The organism is Streptococcus halitosis, from assembly GCF_027691175.1.
Classification (GTDB): domain Bacteria; phylum Bacillota; class Bacilli; order Lactobacillales; family Streptococcaceae; genus Streptococcus; species Streptococcus halitosis_A.
In genome coordinates, this window is record NZ_JAQFBD010000001.1 from 355321 (window position 1) to 368789 (window position 13469).

Sequence of the window (13469 nt, forward strand, 5' to 3'; positions counted from 1 at the left end):
ATATTATGGAAGAAAAAGGATTGAAGATTACTTTGGCGGCAATCCAGAGTTTTCTTGTCATTATATTAGCTTATTTACTTAGTTTTGTTAGAGAAACAGAGATTGTGAACACCTCTGTTATCATCTTGTTCATTCTGCATTTTGTTGTCTTTAGCATTAGTGATTATGAGCGTGATTTTTTTAAAAGGGGCTATTTGGCTGAGTTTATCAGCACTACAAAATATATCGTTTTCTTTGCTTTAGCCATCAGTATTTCAAACTTCTTTTTAGAAGATCGTTTTAGTATCTCTAGACGAGGCATGATTTATTTTTTGACAATACATTCTATTTTGTTGTATTTGTTGAATCTGTGCATTAAACGCTATAGGAGACGTATCTTTCCAAATTTCAAGGGGAGTAAAAAGATATTCTTGATAACAGCTACTTCCAGAGTTGAGAAAGTTGTGGATAGACTGATAGAGTCGGGAGATATTTTTTGGGAATTGGTGGCGGTCAGTGTTTTGGATCAGCCTAATTTTCAGCATGCATCCGTAACCGTTGTACCTGCAGAGAACATCTTAGACTTTGCTACCCATGAAGTTGTTGATGAAGTTTTTATCAATTTACCAAGTGAAAAGTACGACATCGGGGAGTTCATCTCTCTTTTTGAAACAATGGGAATTGATGTGACAGTCAACCTGAATGCTTTCAATAACTATCTAGGTAGCGATAAAAAGATTCGCGGAATGGCAGGCTTGAATGTCATTACGTTTTCTACAAAATTTTATAAGACAAGCCATGTCATTGCTAAACGCTTCATTGATATCATAGGTTCAATTATCGGCCTACTTATTTGTGGATTGGTGAGTATTGTTTTGGTTCCGGTGATTCGAAAAGATGGCGGACCCGCTATTTTTTCTCAAACTCGTATCGGAAAAAATGGTCGACATTTCACTTTTTATAAATTTAGATCTATGTGCGTGGATGCTGAGAAAAAGAAACAAGAGCTCCTTGCACAAAATACCATGCAAGGTGGTATGTTTAAAGTCGATGATGATCCTCGTATAACAAAGATAGGGAGATTTATCCGTAAGACCAGTCTAGATGAACTCCCTCAGTTTTGGAATGTTTTAATGGGAGATATGAGTTTGGTTGGGACACGTCCCCCAACAGTTGATGAGTATGAAAAATATACTCCTGAACAGAAACGTCGTCTTAGTTTTAAGCCTGGAATTACTGGTCTATGGCAGGTGAGTGGTCGTAGTAAAATCACGGACTTTGATGATGTTGTCAAGCTGGACGTAGCTTATATTGATGATTGGACCATCTGGAAAGATATTGAAATATTGTTAAAGACCGTCAAAGTGGTATTTATGAGAGAAGGGGCGAAGTAAGAAATGAAAAAAGTCATAACATATGGAACATTTGATTTGTTGCACTATGGTCATATTAATCTTCTTAAAAGGGCTAAATCGTTAGGCGATTATTTAATTGTTGTGATTTCAACTGATGAATTCAACTGGAATGAAAAACAAAAAAAATGTTATTTTACATATGAACAAAGAAAAACACTCGTAGAGGCTGTTAGGTATGTTGATTTAGTAATACCCGAAGAATCTTGGGAACAAAAAGTGACAGATGTCCATGAATATCACATAGATACCTTTGTTATGGGAGATGATTGGAAGGGGAAATTTGATTTTTTAGAGAAGGAAGGAGTTGAAGTGGTCTATTTACCACGGACTCCTGAAATCAGTACAACTGAAATCAAGAATTCATTGGCAACTAGAGAATATTAAAAACGGAGTTTGAGATAACCATATGACAGATGAATTAGAACAGTTACATAACTTAGAACTTTTGTTAGCTTCAGAAGTGTTAAAAATATGTGAAAAATATAATTTAAAAATCGTGATGCTAGCAGGAACTTTTCTAGGGGCTATACGCCATAATGGATTCATCCCGTGGGACGATGATATGGATTTTGGTATGCCAAGAGAGGATTTTGAAAGATTTAAAGAATTATGTGTTTCGGATTTGGACAGGGAAAAATATTTTCTACAGACAGATCAAACAGATTTGAATTATCCATTTAATTTTGTGAAACTACGTCTCAATAACACACATGTTTCTGAGGAATTTTCTTTAGATGCAAATGTTCATGATGGAATTTATATTGATATTTTTCCGATTGATAATATCTGTCCCAAGCCTTTTAGACGATTCATTCAACTTAAAGGATTTTGGTTATTCCGAAATCTATTATGGATAAAATGTGGATATGGGGACAACGATAGAAAAAAACGATTAGCGTATAAGCTAGCTAAGCTTGCCACACATGTGTTCTCAATATCTTTTTTGAAAAAGATGAAGGAGAAGTGTATATTACTAGGGCAGAGTACCAATGCTGATAATGTAGTGGTTAGTGATGGTAGTTATGGAATAAAGAAAGAAACTTTTCCCAAAGTGTGGTTAGACGAAGTTGAAAGTTATTCCTTTGAGGATATAAAATTATGGGGAATGAAGAATTATAAAGCATACTTAAAACATATGTATGGTGACTATATGCAGCTTCCACCTGAGAATCAACGAAATCATCACAAACGAATTAAAATTGATTTTGGGCCATACGTAGAAAAATAGGAGAATTCATAACTTTGTCTAAAAAAGAGATAAAACTTTGTCTAGTAGGATCTAGCGGTGGACATTTAAATCATCTCTATCTATTGAAACCATTTTGGCAGGATAAAGATAGACTATGGGTTACTTTTGATAAAGAAGATGCTCGAAGTATTTTATCAAATGAAAAATGTCATTATTGCTATTATCCGACTAATCGTAATATAAAAAATCTAATAAAAAATACATTTCTTGCTTTAAGAATATTATATAAAGAAAGGCCAGATGTTATCATTTCATCCGGGGCAGCGGTTGCAATACCGTTCTTTTATTTAGGTAAAATCTTTGGTGCTAAAACTGTTTATATAGAAGTATTTGATCGTGTAGACGCTCCGACAATGACTGGCAAAATAGTATACCCTGTTACAGATAGATTCATTGTCCAATGGGAAGAAATGAAAAAAATCTATCCCAAGGCAATCAATTTGGGAGGAATTTTCTAATGATTTTTGTAACTGTCGGTACGCATGAGCAACAATTTAATAGACTAATAAAAGAGATTGATGAATTGAAAGAAGAGGGCGTCATTACGTCGGATGTATTTATCCAAGTTGGTTTTTCAGACTATCAACCTCGATTTTGCAGATGGGAACGTTTTCTTTCATATGATGAGATGAATAACCTAATGGAAAAAGCGGATATAGTTATTACTCATGGTGGTCCTGCTACATTTATGAATGTTATTGCTAAGGGGAAAAGACCAGTAGTTGTTCCGAGAAGAAAAAAATTTGGAGAACATGTGAATGACCATCAGTTAGATTTTTGTAATAGGATTGTTCAGGAGGGATATGATTTAGTAGTCATAGAGGATATTAAAAAAATCCAAGAATACCTGAATCCATCTAGTAGTATTGCCGTTAAATCTAATAATGAATGCTTTGTACAACATTTTTCAAATTTGATTGCAGAATTAGTTGAGTAAAAATGACGAAGAGCATAGAAGGAGACACTTGATGAAAATTTTGCATATTCCAACAGGAGGTTTGTTTTCTGATGGGATTGGAACATTTATATATTCATACCTCGAATACATGGACTTGAGTGAAATTGAAGTGACGATTCTAGCTACTAATAAACCGTTGTTAGAAGATAAATTAAAATTTCAAGTATTAGGTGTTCAGATTGTAGAAATTGAAAGAAAGAAATCCTCAATACTGGCATATATGAGAGAATTCCTTGAACTCTTAAAAGTAGGAAAATACGATGTTGTACATGTCCACGGGAGTAGTGCTCTTATGTCAATTGAATTGTTTATAGCAAAAATTATGGGAGTTCCTGTAAGAATAGCGCATAGTCATAATACAACGTGTAATCATATTCTACTAGACAGAATGTTACGTCCTTTTTTTTACACTTTATATACTCAATCTTGGGCGTGTGGTGAAAAGGCAGGAGAATGGCTTTTTAAGGATAAACGATTTAAAGTTATACATAATGCCAGGGATGTAGAAAAATATAGTTTTAATCCTCATCTTCGCCGAGTATTTCGGACAACACATTCATTAAAAGAAAATACACTTGCATTAGGACATGTAGGCAGATTCAATATTCAAAAAAATCATACATTTCTTCTGGATTTAATGGATGAAATGAAATGTAAGCAGAAGGATGTAAAATTGTTTTTGGTCGGTGAAGGAGAAAAAGTAGAGGATGTTAAGAGATGTGTAAAAGAACGAAAATTGGAAAATTCAATTGTTTTTTTGAATCGGTATTCGGATATGCAATCGTTTATCTCTGCTATGGATATAATGCTATTACCGAGTTTATACGAGGGGTTGCCTTTAGTTGCTATTGAGTGGCAAATTAATGGAATTCAATCTATTCTTTCAACGACAATTTCTGATGAGTGCATCTTCACAAATAGTATCCAACAATTACCAATTGACAACGTAAGTACTTGGATAAAAGCTATTGAAGATTTTTCATATATAAACAGATTGGAAAAATCTAGAGAAAATATTGACCTAGCTCAAAAATCAAACTATGATATCAGAATTGAGGCTAAAAAATTAGAGAATGAGTATAAAAAGTTGATTGGGGAGTAAGAATACAATGAATATATCAATTGTATTATCAACATTTAATGGTGATGAATATATTGTTGAACAGTTAGATACTCTAAGAAATCAAACCCGCCTTGCTGAGGAAGTCTTGATTAGTGATGATGCATCTACAGATGATACTGTTCAAATAATTGAAGATTATATTGCTAAATATAAGTTGGATAATTGGTCTATAAAAAAAAATAAAGAAAATCAAGGATGGAAGAATAATTTTGCCATGTTATTAGAGGAGGCGAAAGGAGATATCGTTTTTCTTTGTGATCAAGATGATATTTGGCATTTAGATAAAATTCAAAAAATGTCTAAGATTATGGAGAATAATGATAAGATTTTGTTGTTAGCCTCTAATTACACACCTTTTTATGTTGGTGATGGTGTCAAGATTAAATTGGATAAAAGTGATTTGGATAATAGTGAGGCAGTGTATCAACCAAATTTTTTAGATAACTTCTTTCATATTAGAAGGCCAGGGTGTGTTTATGCGGTGAACAAAAAGATTATTCCATATTTTTTAGAAATCCGAAGTAACGAAGATGCACATGATGCCTTGTTATGGAGGCTAGCTTCGCTTCTTAATGGGTTATACATTTACTCCTACTCTACTATCGATTTTAGAAGACACGATAGCAACGCGACTGGTAGCAGAGAAAGAAGTTTCCTAAGGAGAAAAGAGCAGGTTATTTATTATGATGATTTGCTTCAGAGATTAGATAAATTTAGTAAACAACATGATTTATCACTTTCAAATGAACAAATTAGTGTTTTGAACGACTACATTCTATGGGGAAAAAATCGAAGAGAATTATTTATGAAAAAGAATGTATTTATATTTTTTAAATTATTTAAATATCATAAGTTGTATTGGTCGTTCAGGTCATATATTACTGATTTTATAGTGTTATATATGAAGGAGTAATTCTAGTAATGTTAAAGAGTATTAGTGAAAGAAAAGGGGGGATTCAAAGTGAGTCCATCAAGAGTTAAAACTGATGTAAAATTGAATGAGTTTCTTTTTGGATTAGCTTTTTATCCTTGGCTAATAGCATGGCTGTTTACTTCGACCTTTTATAAAGATTTTATACATCCCTATGGAATAATAAAAATTTGGGAGTATGTGGGGTTGTTTTTTCTGTTACTTAAATTTATGTTAGGTAAATCTAAGATAAAATCGATAATCATTACTCCAATTATACTTCTTATAGGTTTTATTGTAAGTTATGATAATGGTAACGCCTCCTTTGTAGCATATACTTTGACTCTTATATATTCTTCAAGGGATATTAATTTTCGTAATTTGGTAAGGAATACAATGTTTTGCCAGATTGGAGTTGTAGGAACTGTTGTAGTAAGCTCTTTACTTGGTATTATTCCAAACGAGCTAACCTTAACATATTCAGGAGGTGTGATCCGCTCACGGTATGGGCTAGGTTTTAATTACACATCATTTACTCCGAATTATTTCCTGAGTATATTGCTGGAATATGTGTATTTAAAAGGTGAAAAATATTGGACAATAAAAGAGCTTTTTATTTGTGTACTATTAAATATAGTTATTTATAAATACACAGATACCCGTCTTACTTTTATTATGGTATTTATCCTTCTTTTGATATCGTTTTCGAGAAGATTTATATCAATCAATATGAATTTTAAATTTCTGAAATATTTACTTACTCTTATTTATCCAATTATGGCGTATATGACTTATTGGCTGACAGCAAAATTTGATAGTAGAAATAGTTTATTATCTTTAATAAATAACTTATTGAGTCAAAGGTTGAGATTTGGTCAAGAAGGTTTAAGGAGGTACCCTCTAAGATTATTTGGAACTCATGTTCAATGGGATACTTCGGCAAATTCTTATTTTTATGTAGATTCGTCGTACATCAATATACTTATAAGCTATGGAACAATAATTTTTTTCCTTATGTTAATAAGCTATTCAATTATAATGAGAAAAGTTATAATTAATCAAAATAAAACTTTATTGATTGTGTTAATTTTTTGGTCAGTAAGAGCTTGTATTGACCCACAATTATTTTTATTGTGGTTTAATCCATTTTTGTTTTTAATTGCGAGAACGTTTTTAGATGAAAGAGAGGGAATTGGAGATGATATCACTTATATGCGTATCGAATAATTACGATAAGTTAAATACAATTCTTAAATCATCTTTATCTAGACAAAAAGATGTTAAATATGAACTTATTATAGTGGATTCCAATAAATATGGATTTAATTCTGCTGCTGAGGCTTTGAATTTTGGAGGCAAACAAGCAAAAGGTGATTATCTATTTTTTGTTCATCAAGATATTAGTTTTCAAGATGACTTTGAGTTAGCAAAACTAGAATCTTATTGTAGAAATTTCATATTTGGAGTAGCAGGAGTAGCAGGGGTAAAGAATATTGAGGGAAAGGTCGTCAGTTTTTCAAATATTTTTCATGGGGACCCGAAAACAAAAGCGGCTAGTAAATCTATAAGTACCCCTGTTGAAGTTGATGCAATTGATGAGTGTTTGATTATTATTCCGAAAAAAGTTTTTAGTACGAATCAATTTAGTATAATCGGTCCTACCTGGCATTTATATGGAACAGACTATGCATTACAGATGAAGTTAATCAATTCGCCAGTATTAGTTTTTCCAAGTGAGTTATGGCATGTGTCAGATGGGAAATCTTTAAACCTTAATTATTTTGATGCGATACAATGGTTATTGAAAAAATACTCTAAAAATTATTCAGTAATATACACTTTTTTTGGAGTTTGGCCCAGTAATCCTGTTCTATTAAAATTTAAATGTCTTTATAGGAAATTAAGGTTTTATATTAAGGGAGTGTAATGGAAGTGAAGCTATACGTCGCAACACATAAATCTTATAATCAAGTTCAAGACCAGGACCTATATATCCCTATATTGGTGGGCGCGAATAAGAATATTGGAGAAAAGAATTATTTAAGAGATAATCAGGGAGATGATAATATTTCTGATAGAAACTTTACATTTTGTGAATTAACAGGATTGTATTGGATTTGGAAAAATTCTAAAGATGATATTGTTGGTTTATGCCATTATAGACGTTATTTTGGGAAAAACAAGCGTTTTTTTAAACAGAATTCTATTTTAACAAAGAATGATATTCTAAAACAATTAAATGATTATGATGTAATATTACCATCAAAGGGTATGAACGAGTATAACGGGTATACCGCTGAAGAGTTTTTTAACAAGAATCACGATCATGAAGTTTGGGAAATGTGTAGACAGATTATTTCAGAAAACAATAAAGATTACCTTGATGCTTTTAATTGGTTTTCTAAAGAAAAAACAGGATACTGTTATAATATGTTTATAATGTCTAGAGAAATGATGGATGAATATTGCAGTTGGTTATTTCCGATTCTTTTTGAATTAGATAAGAAGATTGATTACTCAAGATATGATAGTTACAATACTCGTATGATTGGTTTTGTTGCCGAACGTTTAATTAATGTATGGGTACATAAGAAACAACTAACTGTAAAAGAGTTTCCAGTTTTTTCAACAGAAGAACCAGGACTCTTACAAAGAATTCAGAAGAAATTATTTAATAAGTAGTAGTTTATTTATAAAAGTAGATTGTTAATAAATCTTTCAAGGTGCTATTCTCTCTTTTCTAATTAAGTTTTATTGCACTGTCTTTATAAATACTCCTAGAAAGACTAAGTTAATTAAAGATGAAGATTTTAAAGAATTATGTTTATAATTTGTCATATCAGATACTAGTAGTTGTTCTCCCAATAATAACTACACCCTATATTACTAGAATCTTTAGTTCTCAAGAGTTAGGTGATTATGGATATTATAGTTCTATAGTAACTTACTTTATATTGCTCGCTACTTTAGGTGTCGCCAACTATGGGACCAAGGTGATTTCTGGACATCGTAATGAGATTAATAAAAACTTTTGGGGTATCTACTTTTTACAATTAGGTGCTACAATCCTTTCAATCTCCTTATATTGTATTTTTTGCGTTAACCTTCCTTCAATGCAAAACCCAGTAGCCTATATTTTGGGATTGAGTTTAGTTTCTAAAGGTTTAGATATTTCCTGGCTTTTTCAAGGGTTAGAGGATTTTCGTAAAATTACTGTTCGAAATATTACGGTAAAACTCGTTGGGGTAATCTCGATTTTCCTGTTTGTCAAATCTACTAACGACCTTTACCTTTATGTGTTCTTATTAACAATATTTGAGCTATTGGGACAATTAAGTATGTGGTTGCCGGCCCGAGAGTTTATTGGGAAGCCCCATGTTGATTTAAAATACGCTAGGTACCATTTGAAACCAATTATTTTATTATTTCTTCCTCAGATAGCAATCTCTTTATACGTTACTTTAGATCGTACGATGCTTGGAGTTTTAGCCTCTACAAAAGATGTAGGAATCTATGATCAGGCACTTAAATTGGTGAATATTTTATTAACCTTGGTAACGTCATTGGGGAGCGTCATGTTGCCTCGAGTTGCTAATTTATTAGCAACAAACAATCATGAAGAAGTCAATAAGATGCATGAGATTTCATTTCTAGTTTATAATTTGATTATTTTTCCGATTATGACAGGTATGTTGATTGTTAATGACGATTTTGTTCAATTTTTCCTTGGTCAAGATTTTCAAGATGCACGTTTCGCGATAGCAATCATGATCTTTAGGATGTTCTTTATCGGCTGGACCAATATTATGGGAATTCAGATTTTAATTCCACATAATAAAAATAAAGAATTTATGATTTCAACAACGGTTCCCGCAATTACCAGTGTGGGATTAAATTTGTTGTTTCTTCCCAAACTTGGTTATATGGGGGCTGCAATTGTCTCGGTCTTGACTGAAGCCTTTGTTTGGGCAATTCAACTGTTCTTTACTCGCAAATATATAAAAGATGTTCCGATTATCGGATCGATGATGAAGATTATTCTAGCATCAGCTATTATGTATGGCCTCCTGCTAGTTTCAAAAACAGTTATACATTTTTCGCCAATCGTAAATGTTTTAGCATTTGCCGTGATTGGTGGAATCATTTATCTTTTTGCGATTCTATCTCTAAAAGTGGTAGATGTGAAAGGATTAAAACAAATAATTAGGAAAAATTAGAATGCGCAAATATCGAAATATTAACTTAGATCTACTAAAAGTACTTGCATGTGTTGGGGTTGTTCTACTCCATACAGCGATGGGGGGATTTAAAGAGACAGGTTCATGGAATTTTTCGACATATTTATACTATTTAGGAACCTATTCTATTCCTTTATTTTTTATGGTTAATGGTTATTTATTGTTAGGAAAGAGAGAGATTACCTATTCCTATATACTGCAGAAAGTAAAGTGGATTCTGATAACAGTATCGTCATGGTCCGTAATCATTTGGCTTTTTAAACGTGACTTTACAGTTAATCCAATTAAAAAAATTGTGGGTTCTTTGATACAAAAGGGGTATTTCTTCCAGTTTTGGTTTTTTGGTGCGCTTATACTTATTTATATATGTTTGCCTATTTTGAAAAAATTCCTTAATTCAAAAAGAAGTTATTTATACACTCTATCTGTATTGCTGGTTATTGGTTTGATTTTTGAGTTAACAAATATTGTACTTCAAATGCCAATACAAACATATGTTATACAAACCTTTAGGTTATGGACTTGGTTTTTCTATTATCTTTTAGGTGGCTTTATAGCTCAATTTGACAAAGATATTATCAAAAATAGGTTTAAGAGATGGATGAAAATAATCGTAGTACTTTTGTTCCTGGTTTCGCCTTTAATATTATTTTTCTTAGCAAGAACCACCTACCATAATTTTTTTGCTGAATATTTTTATGATCTTCTATTTGTCAAAGTTGTAAGTTTAGGAATTTTTCTAACTATATTCTCACTTGCATTGAATCAAGATAACAACAAATGGATTGTTTTTCTTTCTAATCAAACCATGGGAGTTTTTATAATACACACTTACATTATGAAGTTGTGGGAAAAACTATTTGGTTTTAGTTTTGTAGGAGCATATTTACTTTTTGTTATATTTACTTTAAGTGTTAGTTTTATTATTGTTGGAATGTTAATGAAAATCCCTTATTTCAATCGAATTGTTAAATTATAAAAAGGAGAACAAAATGTACGACTATCTAATCGTTGGTGCTGGTTTGTCGGGAGTAATTTTTGCTTATGAAGCGACCAAGCGTGGGAAAAAAGTAAAAGTGATTGATAAGCGTAATCATATTGGTGGTAATATCTACTGTGAGGACGTTGAAGGTATTAACGTTCACAAGTACGGTGCCCACATTTTCCATACTTCAAACAAAAAAGTCTGGGATTATGTAAATCAATTTGCTGAATTTAACAACTATATCAACTCGCCTATAGCCAATTACAAGGGCAGTCTTTACAATCTTCCTTTTAACATGAATACTTTCTATGCTATGTGGGGAACCAAGACTCCTCAAGAAGTGAAAGATAAGATAGCTGAACAAACGGCTCATATGAAAGATGTTGAGCCTAAAAACTTGGAAGAACAAGCTATTAAGTTGATTGGTCCGGATATCTATGAAAAGTTGATTAAGGGATATACTGAAAAACAATGGGGACGTTCTGCAACAGACCTCCCACCATTTATCATTAAACGCTTGCCAGTTCGTTTAACCTTTGATAATAATTATTTTAATGACCGTTATCAAGGGATTCCAATTGGGGGTTACAACGTTATCATCGAAAATATGCTGAAGGATTTAGAAGTAGAACTTGGCGTTGACTTTTTTGCCAATCGTCAAGAATTAGAGACTTCTGCTGAAAAAGTTGTCTTTACAGGGATGATTGACCAATACTTTGATTATAAGCATGGTGAGTTAGAATACCGTAGTCTTCGTTTTGAGCATGAAGTTCTAGATGAAGAAAACTATCAAGGAAATGCAGTTGTTAACTATACAGAGCGTGAAATTCCTTATACTCGCATCATTGAACACAAGCACTTCGAATACGGAGCGCAACCAAAGACAGTTATTACGCGTGAATATCCTGCTGACTGGAAGCGAGGTGATGAGCCTTATTATCCAATCAATGATGAGAGAAACAATGCTATCTTTGCTAAATATCAAGAAGAAGCGGCACAGAATGATAAGGTGATTTTCTGTGGACGTTTGGCAGATTATAAATACTACGATATGCATGTGGTAATCGAGCGTGCTCTGAATGTGGTAGAGGAAGAGTTTAGTAATTGAAACATAACGAAGAAAGGTTATTCTATTATGAAAGGTATTATTCTTGCGGGTGGCTCAGGTACCCGACTGTACCCTCTTACACGAGCTGCGTCAAAACAGCTGATGCCGGTTTATGATAAACCTATGATTTACTATCCTTTGTCAACCTTGATGTTGGCTGGGATTAAGGACATTTTGATCATCTCAACACCACAGGATTTACCCCGCTTTAAGGATCTGCTCTTGGATGGTTCCGAATTTGGGATTAAACTTTCTTATGCGGAACAGCCAAGTCCAGATGGACTTGCTCAGGCTTTTCTTATTGGTGAAGAATTTATCGGTGACGATAGTGTTGCTTTGATCTTGGGAGATAATATCTATCATGGACCTGGCTTGAGCAGAATGCTTCAAAAGGCAGCCAAGAAAGAGAAAGGTGCGACTGTTTTTGGTTATCAAGTGAAGGACCCAGAGCGTTTTGGTGTGGTCGAGTTTGATACAGACATGAATGCTATTTCCATAGAAGAAAAACCGGAGCATCCTCGCTCTAACTATGCAGTGACAGGTCTTTATTTCTATGATAATGATGTTGTAGAGATTGCCAAACATATCCAACCAAGCGCTCGTGGCGAGTTGGAAATCACAGATGTTAACAATGCTTATTTGAAACGTGGGGATTTGTCTGTTGAGCTTATGGGACGTGGTTTTGCCTGGCTGGATACAGGGACGCATGAGAGTCTGTTAGAAGCATCCCAATATATCGAAACGGTTCAAAGGATGCAAAATGTTCAGGTTGCCAACCTAGAAGAAATTGCCTACCGAATGGGTTATATCAGCCGCGAAGATGTGCTGAAGTTGGCGCAGCCACTTAAAAAGAATGAATATGGGCAATACTTGCTTCGTTTGATTGGAGAAATCTAGATGACAGATAATTTTTTCGGCAAAACACTTGCAGTGCGCAAGATTGATGCCATTCCAGGTTTGTTAGAGTTTGACATTCCAGTTCATGGTGACAATCGTGGCTGGTTTAAGGAAAATTTCCAGAAGGAAAAGATGGTGCCACTTGGCTTTCCTGAAAGCTTCTTTGCTGAAGGGAAACTGCAAAATAACGTCAGCTTTTCTCGCAAAAATGTTCTCCGAGGCCTCCATGCTGAACCTTGGGACAAGTATATCTCAGTAGCAGATGGTGGCAAGGTTCTAGGATCTTGGGTGGACCTGCGTGAGGGTGAGACTTTTGGAAATGTTTATCAGACCGAGATTGATGCAAGTAAGGGAATCTTTGTCCCTCGTGGCGTAGCCAACGGTTTCCAAGTACTCTCGGATACAGTTTCTTATAGCTATCTGGTCAATGACTACTGGGCACTTGAACTCAAGCCTAAATATGCTTTTGTCAACTATGCAGACCCAGCTTTGGGAATCCAGTGGGAAAATCTAGCAGAAGCAGAAGTTTCGAAAGCAGATAAACATCATCCATTACTTAAGGATGTCAAACCACTAAGAAAAGAAGATTTGTAAAAAGGTTAAGGAA

The 13469-nt window shown here is 33.5% G+C and carries 15 protein-coding genes; all 15 read left to right on the top strand.

Going from position 1 to position 13469, the window contains the following annotated elements; genetic code table 11:
* The first annotated feature begins 5 nt into the window (after nucleotides 1-5).
* Nucleotides 6-1373 (top strand): sugar transferase, encoded by a 1368-nt coding sequence (locus PG086_RS01785; protein WP_061598028.1) that lies wholly within the window; start codon nucleotides 6-8, stop codon nucleotides 1371-1373.
* 3 nt (nucleotides 1374-1376) lie between these two features.
* Nucleotides 1377-1778 (top strand): glycerol-3-phosphate cytidylyltransferase, encoded by a 402-nt coding sequence (tagD, locus tag PG086_RS01790; RefSeq protein ID WP_000756020.1) that lies wholly within the window; start codon nucleotides 1377-1379, stop codon nucleotides 1776-1778.
* Between the two features lie 22 nt (nucleotides 1779-1800).
* Entirely contained in the window at nucleotides 1801-2622 is an 822-nt protein-coding gene (locus PG086_RS01795) for a LicD family protein (protein ID WP_270747523.1), read from the top strand.
* Between the two features lie 29 nt (nucleotides 2623-2651).
* A complete protein-coding gene (pssD, locus tag PG086_RS01800) occupies nucleotides 2652-3101 on the top strand; it encodes a PssD/Cps14F family polysaccharide biosynthesis glycosyltransferase (RefSeq protein ID WP_025172328.1) in 450 nt (149 codons plus the stop codon).
* Nucleotides 3101-3580 carry a glycosyltransferase gene (locus PG086_RS01805; RefSeq protein ID WP_033583828.1) on the top strand — a complete coding sequence of 160 codons (480 nt, stop codon included), beginning with the start codon at nucleotides 3101-3103 and terminating at the stop codon, nucleotides 3578-3580. The genes pssD and PG086_RS01805 overlap by 1 nt, the downstream gene beginning before the upstream one ends.
* Nucleotides 3581-3611: 31 nt before the next feature.
* Nucleotides 3612-4703 carry a glycosyltransferase family 1 protein gene (locus PG086_RS01810; protein WP_033583826.1) on the top strand — a complete coding sequence of 364 codons (1092 nt, stop codon included), beginning with the start codon at nucleotides 3612-3614 and terminating at the stop codon, nucleotides 4701-4703.
* 7 nt (nucleotides 4704-4710) lie between these two features.
* Nucleotides 4711-5637, top strand: a complete 927-nt coding sequence (locus PG086_RS01815; protein WP_049479869.1) for a glycosyltransferase — start codon at nucleotides 4711-4713, stop codon at nucleotides 5635-5637.
* Between the two features lie 24 nt (nucleotides 5638-5661).
* The gene (locus PG086_RS01820) at nucleotides 5662-6861 is read left to right on the top strand and encodes a hypothetical protein (RefSeq protein WP_033583824.1); all 1200 of its coding nucleotides are present in this window, start codon (nucleotides 5662-5664) and stop codon (nucleotides 6859-6861) included.
* Entirely contained in the window at nucleotides 6833-7561 is a 729-nt protein-coding gene (locus PG086_RS01825; RefSeq protein ID WP_033583823.1) for a glycosyltransferase family 2 protein, read from the top strand. Before PG086_RS01820 ends, PG086_RS01825 begins: the two co-directional genes overlap by 29 nt.
* Entirely contained in the window at nucleotides 7561-8316 is a 756-nt protein-coding gene (locus PG086_RS01830; RefSeq protein ID WP_033583821.1) for a DUF4422 domain-containing protein, read from the top strand. The genes PG086_RS01825 and PG086_RS01830 overlap by 1 nt, the downstream gene beginning before the upstream one ends.
* Nucleotides 8317-8435: 119 nt before the next feature.
* Nucleotides 8436-9851: a flippase gene (locus tag PG086_RS01835; RefSeq protein WP_033583819.1), complete on the top strand. Its 1416-nt coding sequence runs from the start codon at nucleotides 8436-8438 to the stop codon at nucleotides 9849-9851.
* A 1-nt stretch (nucleotide 9852) separates the two neighbouring features.
* Nucleotides 9853-10851: an acyltransferase gene (locus PG086_RS01840; protein ID WP_033583817.1), complete on the top strand. Its 999-nt coding sequence runs from the start codon at nucleotides 9853-9855 to the stop codon at nucleotides 10849-10851.
* Between the two features lie 13 nt (nucleotides 10852-10864).
* Complete coding sequence (glf, locus tag PG086_RS01845; protein WP_033583815.1) at nucleotides 10865-11965, top strand: UDP-galactopyranose mutase; 1101 nt, start codon at nucleotides 10865-10867, stop codon at nucleotides 11963-11965.
* A gap of 27 nt (nucleotides 11966-11992) precedes the next feature.
* Entirely contained in the window at nucleotides 11993-12862 is an 870-nt protein-coding gene (rfbA, locus tag PG086_RS01850) for a glucose-1-phosphate thymidylyltransferase RfbA (protein ID WP_033583813.1), read from the top strand.
* Nucleotides 12863-13456 (top strand): dTDP-4-dehydrorhamnose 3,5-epimerase family protein, encoded by a 594-nt coding sequence (locus tag PG086_RS01855; RefSeq protein WP_270747526.1) that lies wholly within the window; start codon nucleotides 12863-12865, stop codon nucleotides 13454-13456.
* The last annotated feature ends 13 nt before the right edge of the window (nucleotides 13457-13469 follow it).

Excerpts from the sequence above, each read along its gene's own strand:
- PG086_RS01785 (WP_061598028.1), top strand. The coding sequence starts at position 6 with ATGGAAGAAAAAGGATTGAAGATTACTTTGGCGGCAATCCAGAGTTTT.
- tagD (WP_000756020.1), top strand. The coding sequence starts at position 1,377 with ATGAAAAAAGTCATAACATATGGAACATTTGATTTGTTGCACTATGGT.
- PG086_RS01795 (WP_270747523.1), top strand. The coding sequence starts at position 1,801 with ATGACAGATGAATTAGAACAGTTACATAACTTAGAACTTTTGTTAGCT.
- PG086_RS01805 (WP_033583828.1), top strand. The coding sequence starts at position 3,101 with ATGATTTTTGTAACTGTCGGTACGCATGAGCAACAATTTAATAGACTA.
- PG086_RS01810 (WP_033583826.1), top strand. The coding sequence starts at position 3,612 with ATGAAAATTTTGCATATTCCAACAGGAGGTTTGTTTTCTGATGGGATT.
- PG086_RS01815 (WP_049479869.1), top strand. The coding sequence starts at position 4,711 with ATGAATATATCAATTGTATTATCAACATTTAATGGTGATGAATATATT.
- PG086_RS01825 (WP_033583823.1), top strand. The coding sequence starts at position 6,833 with ATGATATCACTTATATGCGTATCGAATAATTACGATAAGTTAAATACA.
- PG086_RS01830 (WP_033583821.1), top strand. The coding sequence starts at position 7,561 with ATGGAAGTGAAGCTATACGTCGCAACACATAAATCTTATAATCAAGTT.
- PG086_RS01835 (WP_033583819.1), top strand. The coding sequence starts at position 8,436 with ATGAAGATTTTAAAGAATTATGTTTATAATTTGTCATATCAGATACTA.
- PG086_RS01840 (WP_033583817.1), top strand. The coding sequence starts at position 9,853 with ATGCGCAAATATCGAAATATTAACTTAGATCTACTAAAAGTACTTGCA.
- glf (WP_033583815.1), top strand. The coding sequence starts at position 10,865 with ATGTACGACTATCTAATCGTTGGTGCTGGTTTGTCGGGAGTAATTTTT.
- rfbA (WP_033583813.1), top strand. The coding sequence starts at position 11,993 with ATGAAAGGTATTATTCTTGCGGGTGGCTCAGGTACCCGACTGTACCCT.
- PG086_RS01855 (WP_270747526.1), top strand. The coding sequence starts at position 12,863 with ATGACAGATAATTTTTTCGGCAAAACACTTGCAGTGCGCAAGATTGAT.